A 22,009-nucleotide genomic window follows, 5' to 3' on the forward strand; every position below is an offset into this window, starting at 1 on the left:
CGGATGGGTCCCGGACCAGGTGACGGCTTCCTTCCGGCTCGACCAAGCCGGGCGCGATGACCTGCTCGGCCCGGACGGGGTGCTGGACGAGGCACGGGTTCGCGAGTGGGCAGTGTCCGCAGGGCGTCAGCTGGGCGCGAGGGGCAGGGTGACCGGAGAGCTCTGGCTCGGCTACTCCACGAAGGAGCTTGCGGCTGGGCCGCAGATCAAGGAGACGCCGGATCCGCTCGTCGGTCGCTGATCGATGAAACAGGGAGCCGCGCCTGGTGGGCTACCATGGTCGACACGGCAGACGAGCCGGGCGGACGGCCGCGTGGAGTCCCCTTGACGGGGGCTTCCCGAGGAACGTCCGGACTCCACAGGGCAGGGTGGTGGCTAACGGCCACCCGGGGTGACCCGCGGGACAGTGCCACAGAAAACAGACCGCCCAGTGTTCAGGCGCTGGGTAAGGGTGAAACGGTGGTGTAAGAGACCACCAGTGCCCAGGGTGACCTGGGCAGCTAGGTAAACCCCACCCGGAGCAAGGTCAAGAGGGAGCACCCCGGTGTTTCTGCGCGGACGTTCGAGGGCTGCTCGCCCGAGTCCGCGGGTAGACCGCACGAGGCTGGCGGCAACGTCAGCCCTAGATGGATGGCCGTCTCCCCGGCCGCCGCGAGGCGACCGGGCGACAGAATCCGGCGTACAGCCCGACTCGTCTGCCGCTCTTCATTTCCGCAGTTCAGGGCGACGAAGCAGTACACCGCGCCCTGTAGAGCGCGTAGTTCCCGGCCGAGTTCCCGGTCGGTCAGCTGAGACCGCCAGGGAGTCGGGTCTCGCCGTGACGGACGGCGAGACCTCTTCGCATACACCTGTGTGGTGACGGGCATCCATCCCAGTCGTACGATGCAGCGGAGGCTGACGCCAGTGTGACTACATTTTGCGCGGCCCTGTCATGGCAGATGGCCCCTGATCGTCCCCCCTCGAAGACCAGGCTATCGACTTCTGCTCTCTTCGGCTTCGGCGACGAAGTAGGGGAGTCGCCCGATGCCGAGATCCACGGCGGACAGGTAACCGCCCATGCCGGACCGGCATCACGGACGGGGGAATCGGCATTGGCGGTGTCGGAAGCCGCGGGTCCACCATGGAATGGTCGGTGAACGGCATTGGGTCTGCGGCGCCGCTCCGGGACCGTCGTTGCCGACCGCGACCGCAGCGGGGCTCGCGGTCGGGAAGTTGGGAAGAGATGAAACACTACGACCTCGTCGTGCTCGGGGCAGGCAGCGGAAACATGCTGCTCGGCCCAGAGACGTCGCATCTGCGGACCGCCATCGTGGAGCCCGACCGGTTCGGGGGGACCTGCCTGAACCGCGGGTGCATCCCGTCCAAGATGTTCGTCGTGGCCGCCGATGCGGCGACCGCGGCCCGGTCGGCGAAGCGGTTGGGCGTACACGCCACAGTCGATCACGTCGACTGGAAGGCCATCCGCGACCGGGTGTTCGGCCGCATCGACCCGCTCCACGACAGCGCGGTCGCCTACCGCAGCCTTGCGACGGATGTCTACACCGAACCGGCGCGCTTCGTCTCGCCGACGGTGGTGGAGGTCGGATCACAAAGGATCAGCTCCGAAGCGTTCGTCGTCGCGGTAGGGGCACGTCCGGTGGTGCCGGCGATCCCGGGTCTGGAGGACGTCCCCTTCCACACCTCCGATACGATCATGCGGATCGACGAAGTCCCCGAGTCCCTGGTGATCGTCGGAGGCGGCTTCATCGCGGCCGAACTGGGTTACGTCTTCGGTGCGCTGGGATCGAGCGTCACGATTGTGCAGCGGGGGCCGCGGCTGCTGCCGCAGGAGGACGAGCAGGTGTCGGCCCGGTTCACCGAACTTGCCGCCGAGCGCCACCGGCTCCTGCTGAACACCGAGGTCATGTCCGTCGAGGCCCGGGGGCAGGGCGTCGCGGTCCACGTCGCCGGAGCCGCTGGGCGCGTACCGCGTGAGACGGTCGAAGCAGCCGCGCTGCTCATCGCTGTGGGGCGCCGGCCCAACACCGACCGCCTTGACGCCGCGGCCGCCGGGCTGGAACTCGACGAGCACGGCCACATCGTGACCGACGACGCCTACCGGACTTCGGTCCCGGGTATCTGGTCGCTCGGCGACGCCACGAACCACTTCCAGCTCAAGCACATGGCCAACGCCGAAGTACGCGTGGTGCGTCACAACCTCCTGCACACCGACGACATCCGCACGCTTGCCCCCCGCCTGGTTCCGCACGCGGTCTTCTCCAACCCTCAGGTGGCCAGCGTCGGCCTGACTGAACGGCAGGCGCGGGAACGCGGAATCGACTGCCTGATCAGTGTTCGTGACTACGCCGACACCGCTTATGGATGGGCACTGGAGGACACCACAGGCTTCGTCAAGGTATTGGCGGATCCCCGCGACCGGACGCTGATCGGTGCGCACATCATCGGCCCGCAGGCCGCGACACTGATCCAGCCTTTGATCCAGGCGATGACGCTGGGCCTGACCGTGGACCAGATCGCCCGTGAGGTCCTCTACATCCATCCCGCTCTCACCGAAGTGGTCGAACAAGCGCTGCTGGCGCTGTGACGGGCAGCCCATCGTGACCGAAGTTCTTCGCCGATCGAGATCTGCGGTGAGGCAAGCACACCTGCACAGCACCGGGTTGCTCTGCTCCGCGCTGTCGAAATTTCCACGCGTGCGCCCCGCGCTGCACGTCGTCAAGTCGTCACGAAGCCGCATCAGACTCGTAGCGCCACTGCGAACTTCCGCGACATTAATGCGTCATGTGCGGATTGTTCAACATCATGTCGATTGTCTTCGGTGACTATGCGGCCCGATTGAAACTGCGCGCCGCCTCGACGGCGATCGGCAAGGAAGTTCACAGGGGCGTGACCGCTGACCTCTACGAGCCACGAGCCACGGGCCGCAGGTGGCCTGCAATTTCCTTTTGTGGTTCAGTCCTCGAGGACGAGGTCATATTCGTAGCTAAGCTTGGCGTTTATCGTGCATGGCCCAACATGGCCTCGAACTTGCTGACATTTTCGTCCGAGTGTCTGACATGAGACCGGCCTTCGTCTGATCCAGTGCTCCGTCACAGAAGCACTTGACCGACGAAGGCCGTAGCGATGAGTCTGCCGTAGCGGGATGTCCCGCGGGAAGCGTTTGCCGAACCCGTCATGCTTTCCGGCGGAGAAATGCTGTGCCTGCCCCAACAGCCCGACGCCTTGTTCGCGCCTGGCGCAGGCAGTCCAGGACCTCGTGCCGTTAGCCTTCGAACTGAGATCAACTACCGTGCCCGCCACTGCATGACACCGATGCCCGCGATCAAGGCGGAAGCCTCCTTGCGATCTGCGCGGAAGCAGGATGAAGGAGCTTCACTTGCAACCGCTCGGCCTTTGCCCGGCGGGAGCGGGGTGTGCGACGCCGAGGCGGGGCGCCCCGAGACGGACGCCCCGCCGCAGGGGTCGATCAGTGCACGGAGTTGGCAGCGGCGACGATGGCGCGGTCGACTGCCCCCGGGCTGATCGCAGGAACGTCATGACCGGAGCGTGTGTAGCTGATGTGGGCGCCCACTCGCTTGGCCTCGAACTTCTGGGCAGCCGTCGGCACGGCGTGGTCCTCGGTCGAGATGACCGCCCACTTCGGCGTCTTCGCCGGCGGATTCACGGTGGCCTTGTCGGTGAACGCCGACAGGGCCACCGGCTCCTGAGTCACCGAGGCGACACGGATGTCCGACTTCGACAGCCCGTTGCCGTACACGGTCCCGAACTTGTCGGCCTTGAGGTACACGTCGGTGTCACCACCGGGCAGGGGAACGGTGCGGAAGTTCTCCGAAACGAGCTGCGATCCAGGGAACTGCCCGATCAGGGAGCCGGCCGTGTCTCCCGCCTTGGGGATGAGAGCCGCCACATATACGAGGGCCTTGACCTTCGACGTCTTCGCGGCGACCTGGCTGATCACCTCTCCCGCGTAGGAGTGGCCGACCAGCACCACGGGCCCCTTGATGGTCTTGATCTGTGCCTCGACATAGGCGCTGTCGAAGGCCAGACCGCGCAGCGGGGTGTCGATCGCGTAGACCGGGTAGCCCTGACGTCGCAGGTAGCCGATCTCGTTGTTCCAGCTGGATGAGTCGGCGAACGCGCCGTGGACCAGGACCACCGTCGGCTTCGCGTGGTGCCCCGTCTGCGAGGCGACGGCGTGATCGTTCGTGGTGGTCGTGACGGCGCTCGCGTTCGTCACGCCCAGCGACGCTACGACCGCGCCACTCACCAACGCGGCAGTCGCCAGCGCCTTGATTCGAACGGTGGACTTCATGTGGCGTTGTTCCTCTCGGATTTTTCAGCCGAATCGGCATGGGGAAGCGGTGCGGTCCGCATGAGAGGGAATCCGAATTTTCTGCGGTCCGCAGCGCTTCGCAAAATCGACTATGGCGGCCGGATCTGCGGTCCGCAAATGCCGATCCTGCTTCCGTTCATGCCGGTCGGGCATGAGCCGTCGGGCGCTCCCTTCGTTCTTCATGGGTACAGCAGCCGTGCCGGCGTTCCACAAGCCCCGAGACGCCGGATTTCTTCGAGCGCCGAATCCTGACGCTCGAAGCGGGCGGAAGCGCATCTCGAATCCGGCGACGGGGCGTAAGGCAGTTGCGGGGGCTATGAGTTGCCGGTGGGCAGGAGTCAGAACCCGGTGCGGTAGTAGGGCTCGCCGTTCGACGCTGAGGCTGTGGGTGCGGCTGCGGCGGGGTGGCGGCGTCGGGCGGCGCTGGTCTGGTGGTGGGCGGCGCGTTGGTCCGGTGAGGGGTATGGATGGGTACTGGGTGGGGTCTTCGGGGTCCTGGTGTGTGGGTGAGAGGTCAGGCCGAGGGTCGGCTGTTCGTAGTTTGGCTGGTGGAGTGGAAGCTGCCGAACTGTATGAGAGATCGGGTCGTCATGCGCGCTGTGGTGTTCGGGCGAGGCTTGCGCGTCGCCGGTTGTGAGGCGTTTGCGCGGGGGATCGGGCTGGGCGGGTGGCTGGTGGTGGGCGGGTCCGGGACTGCGGGTTTTGGTTTGTTGTTCGTGTGCGTGTTGGTGGGGTTGGGCGGTGTGGTGGTGGTGCTGGTGTGTTCCTGTGGTGTGGGGAGGTCCGGTTGGTTGGGGCGTGGTGTGGGGCGTCGTTATGCGTGATTTGAATGTGCCGAAGTTTTTGCAGTGGATTGCGCCTGCGTTGGTTGGTAGTGCGTGGCCGAAGGCGCGTGAGTCGGGGCTTTTTGGGTTGGGTGTTGCTCATGAGCGGTCGGCGCGGGAGTTGTTGTTTGCGCGGGGGGCGGTGCGGGGGGCGCGTGAGCGGCTTCGTGGGAGTGCGTCGGGGTGGGCTGCGGATGCGATGGATGCTTATCTGCGTCAGCTTGAGGAGAGTATTCCTGAGCTTGCTTCGTCGAGTGGGAATATGGGTGCGATGCTGCGGGATGCGGCGGTGTCGGTGCAGTTCGGTAAGCGTATGACGGTGGGGATGATGGTGGTGGTGGCGGCGGAGGTGGTGCATGCCGCTATTTATGCGCCGGAGCTTGTCGAGGCTCTTTTGGTGGCGGGTCGGGGGGTTATTCAGAAGTTTTTGTCGGGGTTGTCGGCTCGTATTCTGGCGATTGCTGCCGGGAGGGCCGGGGCGATGACGGGGAGTATTGAGGCTGCGATGGTCAGTCTTCGGGAGCTTCTGGTCGCTGTGGCGGTGGATGCGGCTCAGTATGCGGCTGTGGGTGGGGCGATGAATGCGGGGCTGGATCTGGTGATTCAGTTGTCGCAGGTGGCGGAGGGGTCCCGGGATGGTATCGACGGGGAGATGCTGCTTACGGATCTTGCGTTGGGTGCGGTGGGCGGTGCGGTGGCGGGGGGTGTTCTGGCTCTGGGGAAGAAGCTTCCGGGTGCTGGTGGTGGTGGGGTGCGGGGTGGGTCGGTGTCGTCGGGTGGTGAGAAGGGGGGGGCCGTTCTGGGTGGTGATGTGAAGCGGGGTGGTGGTGATGCGGAGTCGGGTGGTGGTGGGTTGGGTGTGGAGGGTGAGAAGGGCGGGTCTGTTCTGGGTGGGGGTGATGTGAAGTCGGGTGGTGGTGAGAAGTCTGAGGTGGGGGTTGCTGGGGGTTTTGAGGAGGGTGTCGGTTCTGGGGTGGTGGAGGGTGAGGGACGTGGGGTGGGGGGTCGGGGTTCGGGTTCGGTGGTTGTTTCTCCGGTGACGGCTGCTGGGGCGTGGGGTGTGTCGGGTGTGGTGGCTGCGAAGGTGGCTGAGGACATGGAGGGTTTGCCGCCGGGTCAGAGTCAGAGTGCGGATCTGGGTGAGGCTTTTGGGTCGGGTGTGCTGGGTGCGGCTGATGCTGGTCTGGTGAAGGACTATGTGGCGCAGAGGTCTGGGGCGCAGGTGCGGGCGTCGGCTGCGGGTGTGCGTGCGTTGGAGGTGGCTGCGGCGGATGTGCAGGCGGCTGCCGCTGCCGCGGATGCAGCCGGGGGTGCAGAGGCGGGTGCTGCGGGTGTGGCTGCCGATGTGACCGGTCCCGGTGCGGGTGTCTTGCCGGTGGTGGAGGGTTCTGCGGGGGCTGGTTCGTCGGCTGTCGTGGGTGCGGTTGGTGGTGTGGTCGCGGTGTCTGGTGCGGGGGGTGGTTCTGGTGTTGGTGGGGTGCCGGTGGGGGTGTCGGGTGGGTCGGTGGGGTTGCCGGGTGTGGAGACGGTTGTGCCCGGTCGGGGTGGTGCTGATGCGTCGGCGGGTGGTGAAGCGGGGCTGAGGACGGCGCGGGGCGCTGCCGTGCCGGCGGGTGTGATGCGTGTTCCGGGGGCGGGTTCGCTGGTGGGGAGTGAGGCGTCTTCGACTGCGGCGGCGCGGGAGCTTGTGGGGCGGCTGGTGGTGGAACGCGACCGGCTCCGTTCGGCGGTCTCCGTCTCCCCTGATCCGGGCTCCGATCCGGGCTCGGGTCCGGGTTCTGGTGGGGATCCGGTCTCGCGTGCGTCGCGTCCGGCTGGGGGTGAGGCGCCGTTGCGGGCGATGACCCGCCGGGAGCAGCAGGAGTGGGTGGAGAGTCAAGCGGCGGACTGGTCGGCCGCCGGTGGGGAGGGGGAGCAGCAGGTTCGTGCCGAGGCCGTGCGGTTCTTGCGTGAGTTGCATGATGAGGTCGGCCCGTCGCTTGCGCCCACCGCCGGGCAGGAGCATTTCACCGCTGCGCCGGACTGGGCGGATCTGGACAGAGTTCGGGCATCGGCCCGGCAGTGGCATGCGGAGCAGGTCCGTATGGTCTCCCTGCGGGAGGCGGAACTGGCGCAGGCCCAGGACGACGCCGCCCGGCAGCAGCGCTTCGAAGACCGGTTCGCCCAGTGGGCCACGGGCCATGCCGCCGGTGAGCCGGACGGTACGCCGGACGAGCCGCAGGGCGCAGGTCCCGGGACGGAGAGTCGGCATGGATCGACGCATGACGACGGCCTGCGGGACCGGCTACTGAGCCGTGTCCACGACGAGGCCGGGGCCCGGGTGCGGCGTCGGCTGGACGACGGCACGGCGGACGCACTCGACACACCGTCGGGGCTGACGGCCCATCTGGACCGGCAGCTGGTCGTCGAGCACGGTGTCGCGCAGACCGACCGCTGGGTCGAGCAGGTCTACGGTGCCTGGCAGCGCGCACTGCCGGCCGAGCGGCGGGAATGGCTGCTGCGGCCGGATCCGGCGCAGGAGCCGTCGGCGGGTGACAGGGGGCGCCGGGACACGGCCGAGCCCGAGGCCGAGGCGGAGACGCCCGTACGGCGTGTCCTGCGCGATGCCCGGGAGGTGTTCGAAGGCCGGGTCCGCTCCGCTGTCGAGAGCCTGGCAACACCCGCGGTCCTGCGGCTGGGACCGGACCGGCTGGTCGCCGAGATGACACGCGCGATGGACACCCGACTCGCCGGCTCCGACACGACGCCCGGCGACGCCCGGCTCGACGGCGCCCGGCCTGTTGACGCGGGGCCCGAAGGTGTCGGGACCGGTGACGTCGGGGCCGGTGCCGCGGAGGCCGACGGTACCCGGTCCGACGACGCACGCTCCCGTGCGGCCGGAACGCCTGTGCCGGACCGGCCGGATGCGTCCGCTGCGTCCTCGCGGCTGGCCCGGAGTGTCCAACGGGTGGTGGGGCGGCTGGCGTCCGCGTTGCCGCAGTTGCATGATCTCTTCGAACATGCTGTGGCCGACGAGGCCGCCCGTCAGGAGGCGCGACAGCGTTTCACGGCGGCCGTGGACGCGGCGGACGCTGTGGACCGGCATGTCGCCGACGGTGGCGCCGCGGACCCCGCGGTGTCAGGGCACTATGGCGCGCTTGTCATGCGTGAGGTGTTCGCGTCGCGGTTGTCCGCGGGTGGCCGGGAGCGTTTGCTGGGGCAGTGGCTGGCGCAGTTCGAGCAGGACCGCCTCGACATCTTCGGTCCTGCGGGTGATGTGCGGCGGTACGGCGGCGAGCGTGAGGGTGCCGAGCGGCGCTGGCGAGAGCTGCGGCAGGCCCGGGCCGGGGAGCTGCCGGCCCGTATCGAAGTGCACATAGGCAAGGAGAGGGCTGCCCGCGAGGCGGTCGAGGCTGTGCGCGGGTCGGCCGTGTCCGGTGAGTGGAAGACGGCTGTGAAGGGCCTTGGGGAGCACTTCCGTGACGCGTTCCCGGTTCATGAGCACGACGCCGGCCGGGAGGTCCAGCAGCGGGCCGCCCTGGCCCTGGGACACCGCGTCCACGAGGAACTGGACCGGTGGGCGGCGGCGGGCGGGTCCGGCCCCGACGCTGTCGGGCGCATCATCGCGGAGCACACGGCGCCCGACGCCGTGCACCGGCACGTCGTGCTGTCGGTGGCCCGCAGCCTGGCCGAGACCGGGGCCAGGGCCGAGGCGGCCGACCTGGTCCGGGAACAGGCACCGCTGGCGCCGTCGGATGCCCGGGACCGTTTCGTGCAGGGCCATGCCGAGCGTGTGACCGGTCTCTTCGACGGTGTCTTCGCCTCCCTCGGGGACGGTCCGGCCGGCTCCGGACAGCCGGACCGCTGGCGTGACGGCCGCCGGAGTCTGAGCCGGGACCTGCCGGCGCACCTGCGTTTCGAACTCAGTGCCACCGGCGGTCTTGAGGCGTGGGCCGAGGGCTACCGTGCCACGGCGGCCGGCCGGGGCCTGCCGGAGGAGGACCTGGCCCGTGTCGGCGGGCAGGACCGTGATGACTGGTTCACCGCCTACCACCGTCTGTGGGGGCCCGGGGACCTTGATGCCGAACAGTGGCTGGCTCATGAGGAGGAACACGCCGGCCGGTTCATGACCCCGCCGGACACCACCGAGGTCCGCCTCGACCCGGCCCTGAACACGACGGCGCATCTCCAGATACCCCCGGGCTATCCGGTACTCCCCGGCAAGGGCGACACGGCGGGCAAGGGCGACACGGCGCGTGGGGAGGTGTTCGTTCATTCCGGTTCTGCTGGGGCGGAGGGGGGTGGTATTCCCGGGCCGGAGCGGGTTCTCTGGCGGGGTGGGGATGAGTACCGGACTGTGGCGCTGACGGATGCGAGGGGGAAGCCGGCGGGTGTTTCGTTCCTGCCGGACGGCGAGACCTCCCTGCGTGCTCACGCTGTTCTGCCCCGGGCGCGGGTTTATCACGTCATCGGGGACTCTGAGGCATCGTCGTCCCGGAGGATGGCCTGGGACGGCATGAACACTTACCACGTGGTAGCGCACGGTGTGCCTCATCAGGTCGAGCTGACGTCGACCAAGGGGCATGCGCGGTTGGTGTCGGGTAGCCACCTGGGGCACGTGCTCCAGAGAATTCTGCGGCAGTTGAGCAACCGACACGAGGAAGCAGGGCAGCCGCTCCAGTTTGTATTGGACATATGTGAATCCGCTGCCTTCCTCGAAGAACATCCGGACCTGCTGGGCAATAAACAGCCGACGGCACAGGAGTTCGTCGACGCCGTCCGCGTGGCGCACGCGGTGCACGCGCCCACCGAAAGAGTCGGTGTCGGGCCCGCTCCCATCGGCGGCAACGGAGACCGGGCTCGCGACTCGGTCCTCCTCGACAGCTCGCGGGCGAATGCGGCGTATGTGAAGTTCCGGCCGATGCCGGATGAGCAGCGTCTCGCGGAGCTGGCCGGTATCGCAGGGATATCGGTGGAGGCCGCGCGGCGCGTGGTGCGGCTGCTGCGTCTGCTGTTGACGGCGGACGTGGACGACAGGGCGGACTACGAGTCGCTGGTGCGCGCTGTGGCGACGATGGATGGGAAACGTAGATCCGAGTCGTCGGGCTCGCACGACTCCGACGACCTGATGTTCGAAGACATCGTCGGCTATCTGACGGGCATCGGTGACTATCTGGACCATCAGAAGAGCATCGAAGAGCGACGAGCTCGGCTCCGCAAGCGTCTCGGCCTAGCTCGTCAGTCACCTGGTCATGAACCGCTCTTGCGCTGGGTGGGCGACGACCTGGTGCCGGCAGCCCGAGTACTGGTGAAGAGTCTCGGCGGGCTGGCGGAGGCGTGGTTCCGCAGCTGGCTGCCCGAGCAGCTCACCGCCGTATGGAACTCGGGCACGACCGAGGCTTCGGCAGTCTCCCCGGGTGACAGTGGCGGCCCGGTACGCGTCCCCCCCGGGGACGTGCACTGGCTCTCCGGGCGCCCCCCGGCGGCACGCCGGAGGTTTTCCATGGCCGGCGACCTGGCTGCGCAGTGGCGGGCTGTTGAGTGGCTGCCGACGGACAAATCAGCTGCGGAACAACTTGCCAGGTTCGTACTTCAACTCGATAGCCACGGCTTCGAAAACGTAGCGGTCACCAACAAGCATTACTGGCAACTGCTGTTCACGGCACAACACGCAAAGGAGGTCATGCCGTACCGCGGTGCGGATTGGGATATGTATGTCCTGCAACTGCGTGGTTTGCGTTTGGAGTTTCTGCAAGAGGTGCTGCTGGCGGATAATACGCGCCGTCCGGCCACTTTGAACGGCCAATCGATTACTGCCCGTGTGTGGAACCGCAGCGCGTATCTGGCCCAGCATGTGCTTGACCTCAGCTATATAGATCACGGGTATCATTGGGCAAAAGGCTTAGATAGTCCAATTAGGTACATCCCGGACGTCCGGAAGCCGGTGCCGTGGGGTGACAGTGTTCTTCCAGTGGTGGCTGACGTTAACCCGGCCGACTGGACCATCACTGTGGACGCTGGTCTTGTCGGGCACGACGTCGTACTGACACCGTTTGAGTTCGCTTGGCTGATCCAGATGGATCCTTTGCCTCGTCGCGAGGTGGTGCTGGTCGGACACTATACGGCAGCCGAGAATTTGGAGCGCCTCGTTGGTGGGAAGGCTTTCGGGTTCACTGGCCAGCTCCAGATCGAGCTAGGTTATCTCGGTCCTGGTGCTCTCGGTCCTAGTGGTTTCGTCCACCCTCAAGGGCGATGGGTAGATTCAGGAGAAATCACCTGGAGCTCCCCGTCCGAGTTCGTCTCCACCGTTTACGTTGATAAGGATGGCCAGCCGAGAGGCCGGTTTTTCTGGCCGGAGGATTACCAGGAAATAGGGCCGAGGAGAGAAGTCGGATCGGTTTCGAATTTTTCGGTCCAGACGCCAGACGGGAAATATGTCGATGCTGGTGACGTTCCCTGGCTCGGCAAGCCCACATACTTCGTCGGCGCGCATGGTAATCCGCTGAGGGTAGGTTTACCGTCGCGTTCCGGAGGGCCACAGGGGGGTATTCGTGACCTGGTGAAGGAGCTAAAAAGGCGGCCAAGTCTGGAAGCGCTGATCAGCCGGAGCAGGCCTGCCGACACAGAAGCTGAAGGCGACGCCCTCCTACCGGAGGACGGGGCGTCTCCCAGTCGCCGTGAAGTCAATGGCGTGGCCTTGATATGTAATTCCGCTTCTTTTCCGTTCGGAATGCTCTGGGATGTTCTAGGGGAATTTCAACCGGTGGCTCAAGTGCTGGTCGATGGTCGAGCCGGATTCGCCGTAATGTGGGGGGCCAACGCGATAACGTCCCAATGGAACTGTTATGGTGGGTCGAGGTCGAATTCAGAGTATCCCCCCCTCTACCTTCGGCCGGATCAGCAAGTCAAGCGTGCAATGTGGGTGGATTTCCGGCCGATGCCGGATGAGCGTCGGATCAGCGCACTGGCCCAGGCCAACAATATCGAAGAACGGGTAGCAAGGCGGATCGTGCGTCTGCTGCGGTTGTTGTTCGGGTCGGGCGTGGACAGTCGGGAATCGTTCGATGCTCTGGTACAAGTCGTCGCGGTGCTGGACGGGTTGAGGAAGACTGATCCAGGCTGGTCCGGTTCCGTCGCCGGCGACATGATGTTCGAAGACATCGTCAATTTCATGCAGGACTATGCGGCACACGTTCGAGATCCAAAACACCAGAGGCGAAGCGAGCAGGGCCCGGAGGCCGGGACTAGCAAGGGAGCGGTTCTAAAAGACGTCCCAGAGTCCACTTTTTGGAAGAAACCGCCATCGGGCGTTGACGAGGACGCATTTTATCTGTTGATGGCCCACATGCGGACCTACGATCCTGAAGACCAGTGGTTCAGCAGTTGGTTGGACATGAAAGGCAAGCTGGCGAGGCCATCGTTCCCGCCGTCAGCCTCCAGGCAGGTCCCTCCGTCGGTCGGCCCGTCCGGCATAGCGCCGGCTGGGAGGCCTTTTGGTGTGCGTTTTGGTGGGGTGGGGCGTGGGGGTGCCGACGCTGATGTGGTGGTGCAGCGTGTGGGTGGTGTGTGGGCTTCTGTTGCGGATGATCTGAGTCAGGGGCGTTTGGGCGGATTGGTCGAGCAGTTGCCAGGTTTGGGGACTTTTTGGCGTGATGAGGGGGTGGTGGATGGGGTTGTGCGGTTGACGGCGGGGTCTGAGCAGCCGGTGGGGTGGACTGAGGCAGCGGAGCGTGGCCGGGCGGTGTTCGTCGCGGTGCACGGTGATGAGGGTGCGGTGTATCCGGTGGGGGCGGATGGGGAGCGGGTCCGCATGGATGCGGGGGAGTTCGCTCGGCGTTTCGTGGGTCCTCGGTTGCCGCGTGGGGAGGTGGCCGGTCCTGATGTGGATCTGGTGTTGGCGGTCTGTAAGGCGGGTGCGGGTGCGGGTGTGGTGGGGCGGGAGGTCGCGGTCGCTCTGCAGGGCGTGGTGAGGGGAGTGTGGGCGCCTGTGGGGGATGTGACGCTCGGGGCGGATCAGGTGGTGGGCGGTAAGCGTGTCGCGGTGTCGTTGTCGGTTGAGAAGGGGGGGTGGCGGTGGTTCTCGTCGGAGCCGTCCGAGAACGGTGCCGGTGAGGTGGCGGTGGCCGAGTCGGGCGGAGTCGGTGCGGCGGCTGAGGCTGCGGCTGAGGAGGCGACGGCGGTATCCCCCGGGGGTGGTGAGAGGGGGCGGGGTCGTTCGGCGGATGGGCAGGCATGGGCCTACAGGTTCGCGGAGCCGGCCGGCACCGTCCGTGGACCCGGCCCGAACGAGGGGCCGATGTCGGGGTTTTCCATGGCCGGCGACCTGGATGCCGAGTGGCAGGGGGGTGGGGTGCGGCCCGAGGCGCCGGAGTTGCCGTCGTTGGAGGTGGCGGAGTCGCTGGACGAGATGGGTGCCCTTCAGTGGTGGACTCGGTGGGGACGTTTCATGTTGGACAGGGATGTTCGTCTCGTGCTGTCGCTTCCTGGGGAGGAGAAGACCTCCGACACGCATCTGCGGGTTTTTGCAAAATCGGTGATCGAATTGCGGGCGCAGAACCCGTCGGCATCCATGGCTGATGTACGGGAGGCCCGATTGGAGAACCTTGCAAAGGCTCTGCTGGCGGATGGCACTCGTGTTTCCGTCGGGGGCGGTGTGGCGGCGGGCCGTAACTGGCTGGGGCGGCAGGATGGGGCCGTTTTGCCCTTATTGGATCTCGATATTGTCGAGCACAACGAGACGAAATGGCCCGCGGACGTGATATGGGAAGCGCGGGATGTTTATGTGCTTGCTGTACGGCACGATCACGAAAGCAAGATGGTGCATGCCGTTGACGGCCAGGGGCAGGGTCATTTTGTGTCGTTCGGGGAATTGGCGGCACTGCTCGGCGCGGACACGGAACTGCAAAGCCGACGCCAGGTGAAAAAGATTGTTTTGATCGACAAATACTTGGGGCTTTTGGTGCCGGAGCTCCGATCAGTAGCGGATGCCGTGGGACGTGCGGTTATTGCTTACCGGGGGGAATTGGAGCTGGCGGGAACCGTGCGGGACGGTTTTCGTGTGGTGACCCAAGGGGAAAAAGGTCCGATGGATTGGGAGTTGGCTACACCTCGGCATCGGCCGTTGGTTTTGCCGGGTTTCGACGGCGGTCCGACCGTCTGGTCGTTCAGGCCGGTCTGGGAGCGCGCTGCACACGATATGGCGTACAGCGGTTATCTGGACATGTTGCGCCGGGCCGGCGGGTATATGACGCGGTCGTCCGACACGGGGGAATTTCGCTGGCAGCCTTGGCCTGCGGTGCCTGAGGGCGAGAGGCTCTACATAATCGATGCGGTCGGTGGCGGCCCGGACTATGTGAATGATTCGGGCGGTGAACGCTGGCTTTCCGCGGAGGAGTTCGCGAGTGCGGTGCAGGAGGCGGTGGAGACGGCGGAGGTGCCCGAGGGTGTCATTCCCCGCTTGCTGTTGATTTTCCGGGGGTCCGATGCCGCTTCGGGCGACTGGGATCCATTGTTGAACGTGTTGGTGCCGCAGGCGGTGGCCAACAGGCGGTTCACAGCGGTGCACGTGTCCGTAGGCATGACGTGGAAGCGAGAGCCGGCAGGTGAATATCTGGAGCTCTTGCTACCGGCCGGCGACACGGGTGCCGGGTTGTGGACTTTCGAGCCGGAGATAAGTGATGAGTCGCTGCTGTTGGTGAATATGTTGATCTCGTCGTTGCCTGAAATCAATGTTCGTCAGGCGGTGCGTCTGGTGAAGATGTTCATGGCGGCTGCAGACGGGCGAGTCCAGGAATGGACGGATGCAGCTTTTGAGTTGTTCCGACAGCTGCGAGAAAACAAAGATCTTCTAGGGGACTTCCCATACCCGTTCAGTCTGCGCGAGGTCGTCGACTTCGCTCGGACGGATCCCGAGCCTGCGTTCCCGTCTCCCGAGTCTCCCGAGCTTCGGCAGGTGTTCGGGGAGTTGCTGGAGTGGACGAAAAACGCCTTGCCGCCAGAGGAATCTGCGATTGCCGGGGCCGACGGCGGGGGAATGTGGTTCCAGGGGGTGGCCTATCCGCAGGATTTGCCGCTTTCGCCGTTCCTCCATGCTCTTCACGGCGGGGAGCCAGGCGGGCAGAACCCGGAGGAAGCCGAGCCTGCCCTGCCGCCCGGATCTCCCGGTATCCCCGCGGACAGCTCAGATCTCACCGACCTGCTGCTGCAAATTCTGGGGGGTGAGCCTTCAGGCGTGGGGGCGGAGGATTCCGGGTCCGCTGGTGGGCAGTTCGGGACGGTTCCGGCTGAGTGGGGTGTGCAGTTGGAGGGTGGGTTGTCACCCTCTGACGAGTTGAGTCTGGTCCGTGGTATCGAGGGTGTGGAGGGTACGGGGGACGGGCTGTTGGATTGGGCGCGGCAGCTCCTGGGGGGTGGGCAAGGTACGCGGGCGCTCGATGTGCCCCCGGCGCGTTCCCTGGCTCGGGCGGATGCGGTCGGCCTGGCCTCTGGGCCGTCCGGTCCCCTGGCTGGCGAGATCCTCGAATCACTCGGCGACCTCGAGCAACCCGTGTTTGAAGCCATTGTGAGCCTCACAGAGCGGAACCGCCAAGCTCCGAGGGTGGGTGCCGTTGTCGAGGAACTCAAGGAGCGCCGCCTCGGCGAGGAATGGGAAAAGCAAAAGGTGATGAATGCGGCGGCTCGCCTGAAAGGCAAAGAATTGCTGACCGCCGGCACCTACGGGGTATATAGCCTGTCCAGCAGGGGTTGGGAGGCCGCGGAAGCTCTGCAGGGTGTGGTGAGGGGGGTGAGGGCGTCTGAGGGGGCCGGGCAGTCGGAGGGCGGGCCCGTGGGCTCGAGTAGCGAAGCCGGTGGGGCGTCGGGGCTGTCGGTGGGAGAGCTTGCTGTGGGTGGGTCGAGTCGTGGTGGGCGGAATCCCGGGGTAGAGGGGGGTGCCGTGTGGGGTGAGCCTTCAGGTGTGGGGGCGGCGGCTTTGAGGTTCGCCGATGGACAGTTCTGGGTGGTTCCGCCTGTGGAGGGTGGGCAGTTGGGGGGCGGGTCGTCGGCGTTTGCGGGGTTGGGTCGGGTCGGTGGTATGGAGGGTGTGGTGGGTGCGGAGGGGCCGTTGGTTCCGGGGGTGGGGCAGTTTTTGTGGGGTGGGCCGGGTATGCGGGGGCTGAATATGACCGACGACGGCCTGGAGGTAGTGCAGCCCGCGGATGCGGCCGGTGAGCCTGCTGGGCCGGCCGGGCATGCCGTGGTCGGTGGGGTGCTGGGCGGGCGGGCCCCCGGGGGGGACCGGAACTCCCGGCGACGCGGGCGCTTTCGGAAACAGGTGAATTCCTGGGGGGACCTCAGCCCCGCTGAGGGCAAAATACTCAAGGCCATCAACAAAAGGAAGGGGCCGAATAAAGGGGCATCCAGGAGTGACGTCTTCGAGGAAGCCGACGTGCCGACAGGCACTGCAAGTAACGTGATATGGCGTCTGAGGGGCTACGGCTTGGTGGAGGAAGATGACCCAAGGATAGAGGGGTTGGGGTATCGGTTGACCCTGTTGGGCGAGAAGGTGGTCAAGGAGTCTCCGGGCGGGACCGGCGAGCCCGCTGGACCGGGCGGGCCTGCTGCGGCGGGCGGGGAGTTCGGCGGGGGGGCTGCCGGGGTGGAGGGGGGTTTCCTGCCGGGCTGGCCTTCAGATATGGAGGCGGAGGGTTCTGGGTTTGCCGGTGAGCAGTTCGGGATGGTTCCGGCTGTGGGGGGCATGCAGTTGGGGGGTGAGGCGCCGATGTTTGAGGAGTTCGGCCTGGTCGGTGGTATGGAGGGTGTGGTGGGTGCGGAGGGGCCGTTGGTTCCGGGGGTGGGGCGGTTTTTGTGGGGTGGGCCGGGTATGCGGGGGCTGAATATGACCGACGACGGCCTGGAGGTAGTGCAGCCCGCGGATGCGGCCGGTGAGCCTGCTGGGCCGGCCGGGCATGCCGTGGTCGGTGGGGTGCTGGGCGGGCGGGCCCCCGGGGGGGACCGGAACTCCCGGCGACGCGGGCGCTTTCGGAAACAGGTGAATTCCTGGGGGGACCTCAGCCCCGCTGAGGGCAAAATACTCAAGGCCATCAACAAAAGGAAGGGGCCGAATAAAGGGGCATCCAGGAGTGACGTCTTCGAGGAAGCCGACGTGCCGACAGGCACTGCAAGTAACGTGATATGGCGTCTGAGGGGCTACGGCTTGGTGGAGGAAGATGACCCAAGGATAGAGGGGTTGGGGTATCGGTTGACCCTGTTGGGCGAGAAGGTGGTCAAGGAGTCTCCGGGCGGGACCGGCGAGCCCGCTGGACCGGGCGGGCCTGCTGCGGCGGGCGGGGAGTTCGGCGGGGGGGCTGCCGGGGTGGAGGGGGGTTTCCTGCCGGGCTGGCCTTCAGATATGGAGGCGGAGGGTTCTGGGTTTGCCGGTGAGCAGTTCGGGATGGTTCCGGCTGTGGGGGGCATGCAGTTGGGGGGTGAGGCGCCGATGTTTGAGGAGTTCGGCCTGGTCGGTGGTATGGAGGGTGTGGTGGGTGCGGAGGGGCCGTTGGTTCCGGGGGTGGGGCGGTTTTTGTGGGGTGGGCCGGGTATGCGGGGGCTGAATATGACCGACGACGGCCTGGAGGTAGTGCAGCCCGCGGATGCGGCCGGTGAGCCTGCTGGGCCGGCCGGGCATGCCGTGGTCGGTGGGGTGCTGGGCGGGCGGAACCCCGGGGGGGACCGGAACTCCCGGCCACGCGGGGGCGTTAGTAAACAGGTGGATTCCTGGTGGCACCTCAGCCCCGCTGAGCGCAAAATACTCACGGCCATCAACAAAAGGAAGGGGCCGAATAAAGGGGCGTCCCTGAGTGCCGTCCTCGAGGAAGCCGACGTGAAGATAGGCACTGCAAGTGGCGCAATATCGCGTCTGAGGAAATACGGCTTGGTGGAGGAAGGTGACGCAAGGACAATGAAGTCGGGGTATCGGTTGACCCTGTTGGGCGAGAAGTGGGTCGAGGAGTCTCCGGGCGGGACCGGCGAGCCCGCTGGACCGGGCGGGCCTGCTGCGGCGGGCGGGGAGTTCGGCGGGGGGGCTGCCGGGGTGGAGGGGGGTTCGGCGGTGGCCGTGCAGCCGGGAGGTTTACCCGCCGACGCAGCCATAGACGAGCAGCGCTCAGTGCTCCAGGCTGTCCGGGACTTGACGTTCCAGTTGGGCGAGCCGCCGACGGATGAGGAGATCGCCAGGGCCGTCAAAAAGAAACCCACCCTTGTGCTGGGTGTGCTGGGGGCACTGCGGCAGAGCGGCTACCTGACCGACAAAGGGAAGCCTCGGACTGTGCTGAGGTTGACCAAGGAGGGCTGGGCGGAGATCCGGCCCGCGGATGCGCAGGGTGAGCCCGTCGGCCCGTCCGGGGAGTCTTTGCCGAACGGAAATCCAGATGTGGGGGAGGAAAGATCATGGCATGACCAGGAGCGCCTCATACTCCAGACCGTCTGGAATTTGACACAGCAGGAAAGGAGATGGCCAACGCTCTCTGAGATCCATACGGCCGTCGACAAGAAACTCAAGGAGCATGTGGGTGACCGCGTGCAATGGTTGGAGATCATGGGCTTTCTGAGCCGCGCATACCTGCCGCGCGAGTTGGCGTTGACCCCCCAGGGCGAGGCGGCGACTGTGCAGCCCACGGGCGCCGTCGCGTCGGACGCGTTCCGGCTCAAACGAAGACTCGACGAAAATGGGCTCCTCCAGGTGCTCAAGGTCAACCAGGAGTTGACGCAGGAGCGAGAGCGGCAGCAGAAGTCGGGACTGCCGACAGCCGTCGAGATCAAGGAATCCCTCAACCTCAAGCAATCCCTCAACCTTAGGCACACTAATCGCCTTAGGTGGCAGCTGAGGGAGCTGCAGATCCTGGGGTGTTTGAGTCGCGAATTTGGTTTCGGTCGTACGAAGGGGTGGGAGGCGACGCATGACGGTTTGGCGGTGATCGAGCTGATGGCGGCTGGGGCGTCGGAGCTGCCGGTGGGTGAGCTCGCCATCGGGGGGTCGAGTCTTGGTGAGGGCGGCGGCGGGCGGAATCCCGCGGGAGGCGGAGATTTTCAGGCGGGCCGGTCTTCGCGTGCCCAGGCGGTCGGGCCCAGCGGCATGCGGCGGCTGGTGTGCACGGCCGTCGAGGACCTGAGGAGGCAACACACTCGAGCGACGGCGGCGGCTATCGCCCGGAGAATCAAGGAGGCCGGCACCGAGGTAGACGACTTCACGGTACTAGTGGAGGGCGTGTTGGCGGGATTGGTGGGCGAAGGATTGCTGAAGCGCACCAGCGGCGGGGGGTATGTGTTGACCAAATTTGGCAGGCAGCCCGCCGCGGCGGTCCAGGTCACCGAGCCCGCTGCCGTGTCCGGGCCCTTGCCGGCGCACTCTGTTGCCGGTGGACAGGGGCGGCAGGGGTCTGGTGCGCCGGGCCGGTCCGGGTTCCCGGTCGGGCCGGGGCGGTCCGGGCTGCCCGGAGCGGGTCCGGCCGCGCGGGCGGGAGGCCGGCTTCCCCTGCCTGCGGAAGCTGTCGCCGTGCAGCCGGAGTTGCCCGGGGTGCCGCCCGAGTGGGCGAACCGGGCGTACAAGTTGTACAGCGCGATCTCTCCCCCCGAGGTGTGGCTGGAGCGGCGCCCGGGCAGTGCGGAGGCACGGGAATCCGCCCGGTACTGGCATGACGTGCAGGAGGTGGCACGGGCGGGGATGGAAGCCGAGAGCGGCGCGCAGCTGGGGCAACGCACGGGCCAAGACCACAAGGACACGGTGAGGCGTGCCATGGAAGACCGGGCCGGGAACCTCGCCCAGCAGCGGTGGCGCAGGGTCGGCACCGAGGACGGCGATCCCGCCGACATCCGGCGCTACGCTGAACTCTCCGAGCCCGGTTCGTTCCGCGATGACGTGAAGCTGTGGGTCGACGGAGCCCTGTCGAAAACGGCGGGCGAGCTCCGCAACGCGTCCCACGAACAGATCCTCACCGCCTGGCAGCGCCTGCCGCGCAGCCAGCGCAGCCTGCCCCCGTTCCAGTTGGCCCGTGCCGTTGCCGACGTCCTCGCCACGTCCACGGGCACGGGCCCGGGTGTTCGTGCGGGCCTGCGGGGCGGCGGCGGAGGATTCGAGGCGGAATTCACCGAGATTCTGGAGCTTGCGCCGGAGTGGGAAGATGCTTGGGATTATCTGGGTATGGAGTTGGCCTCCCGTGATGACATGAAGGTCGTGCTGGAGGTGGAGAACGAAGTTCTCTTCCGGGGTGCTGACGGTCGGTTCTACCGGGATGAATCAGCCGCGCGGAGGACTGGAAGGGCGACCCCTGCTCATCCCTTCATCCCCGAGATTGTCAGCGAAGTCCAAAAGGTCCTACCTCACGAGACGGCAAGGAAAGACAAACGAGGCGCGTTCTTCGCGCTGCGCGCGGTGGAGCAGCGGCTGGAGCAATTTCATTCAGGTAGTCAGGCTTTTGAGGAGGTTTTCCGTCTCGAGGATGGATGGAAGCACAGCGAGTTGGCCCGGGGTGCTGTCATCCGGCCCCGTGCCGTCGGTGACGGGGAGGGTATGAACGTCCACTACTCGTTCGGCGTGCCGTTGGCTGGATTGCATGAATTCCTCGGTCATGTGCGGGACAATACGTGGCGTACCGTTTCTCAGGGCTTCCTGACCCGCCTGCATTTGTCTGACGCGTTGGAATTCGGTAATGAACTCGCCGTGCGCTACGCATTGTGGCGCGCCCACCGGGAGGTGCGCTTGAATGACGTTGTGGCGGCCGGGAACTGGATTGCCGAGATCATTCCCGCAGATCCAGCGGTCGCAGCGCTTCGTGGGCATGCGGCACTGCTGTACGAGAGCACAGTCGGGATAGTTCAGAAGCATTCCTATAGCGGTCTGAGTAAAGTCAATATAGCGGTGCTTTCCCGTAATGACCACGCCGATATTCGTGAAGCCCTCAGTGCCGATGTTCAGGCGTACCTGGCCGACGATCAAGAGGCGATCCTGCAGACTGTCGAGGTGCTGATCGAGAGGCGGCTGCCGAACTACTGGGAAGATGTGCGCCGACTGAACCCCGATTACCCAGTATTGGACAGCTTTATGGATATTGCGCCCCCGAAGCTGGTGTCCGTAAGGGAGTTCGTTCGCGCGGGCTTGGTGCCTGTCAGTGCCAAGCCCCTACAGAGCAAGTACTTCGGCTGCACCAGTCTGCCTGAACTCGACAGGGGAGAAGGCGAAGAGGAAGGGCTGCCATTGGTCGTCGGGGAGGTGCGCGCGTACGGGGCGCGTCATGTCTCCGTAGCCGAGGCGGAAAGAAACTACGACCGGTTGGCGAGGCTCGCCGGCGACGCCTACGCGAGCGCGAGGGCCGCTACGGATGAGCAGGCCCTTGCCGATGCGTGGAACACCACGGACGAACTGATTCGCCTCGCTACGCAACCGGCGACAGGCCGTGCGACGGCAGCTCTCCAGCGGGCACTCACAGCCCAAGGGGTGGCCGACCGCTATCTGATCGCCAGAGATCGGCCCCGGGTGCTGTCGTCCGAGACGTTGGCCCTGCTGATCGGCCAAGTCCCCGTACTGGACGGTCCGGACGCGGCTTCCGCCGATGTCGTCGGTATCCGCAAGGCCCTGCAAGAGGCGTACTCCGCGGTCCTCTGGGCGAAGACGGACGGCGTCATTCCGGGTGAGCGCGCCGACGACGCACTGAACGCCCTCGATGGAGTCCTCCAGCAGGCGGTCCAGGCCGCTGCTGCCGCTGCTGCGCCCCGGCCGCCCCGGGGCCGTCTGCAAGGACCTCGTCCGCTGGTGGTACCTCCTGCGCCGGTGCAGAGGCCGGGGCGTCCGCGGGGACCTCGTCCCGGAGGGTGAGAGGCAAGCTCCTGAGCAGCGGCGAGG

General features: G+C 66.3%; 4 protein-coding genes and 1 other RNA gene. 4 read left to right on the forward strand and 1 reads right to left on the reverse strand.

What is annotated here, in order from left to right; translation table 11 throughout:
* The first annotated feature begins 19 nt into the window (after positions 1-19).
* The 3 genes from OHB00_RS40380 to OHB00_RS40390 all read left to right on the forward strand — a co-directional run bounded on the left by OHB00_RS40380 (position 20) and on the right by OHB00_RS40390 (position 2,584).
* Positions 20-241, forward strand: a complete 222-nt coding sequence (locus tag OHB00_RS40380; protein WP_406442522.1) for a hypothetical protein — start codon at positions 20-22, stop codon at positions 239-241.
* Positions 242-293: 52 nt separating this feature from the next.
* Positions 294-698: RNase P RNA component class A (rnpB, locus tag OHB00_RS40385), an RNA gene on the forward strand.
* A 524-nt stretch (positions 699-1,222) separates the two neighbouring features.
* A complete protein-coding gene (locus OHB00_RS40390; RefSeq protein ID WP_406446189.1) occupies positions 1,223-2,584 on the forward strand; it encodes a mycothione reductase in 1,362 nt (453 codons plus the stop codon).
* Between the two features lie 882 nt (positions 2,585-3,466).
* Here the strand turns inward: OHB00_RS40390 and OHB00_RS40395 are convergent.
* Positions 3,467-4,312 (reverse strand): alpha/beta fold hydrolase, encoded by an 846-nt coding sequence (locus OHB00_RS40395; protein ID WP_406442524.1) that lies wholly within the window; start codon positions 4,310-4,312, stop codon positions 3,467-3,469.
* Positions 4,313-5,419: 1,107 nt separating this feature from the next.
* On the opposite strand from OHB00_RS40395, the gene OHB00_RS40400 reads away from it, so the two are divergent.
* On the forward strand, positions 5,420-21,982 hold the full coding sequence (locus OHB00_RS40400; protein WP_406442526.1) for a hypothetical protein: 16,563 nt from the start codon (positions 5,420-5,422) through the stop codon (positions 21,980-21,982).
* Positions 21,983-22,009 lie beyond the last annotated feature (27 nt).

This window comes from Streptomyces sp. NBC_00631 (assembly GCF_045206895.1).
Taxonomy (GTDB): domain Bacteria; phylum Actinomycetota; class Actinomycetes; order Streptomycetales; family Streptomycetaceae; genus Streptomyces.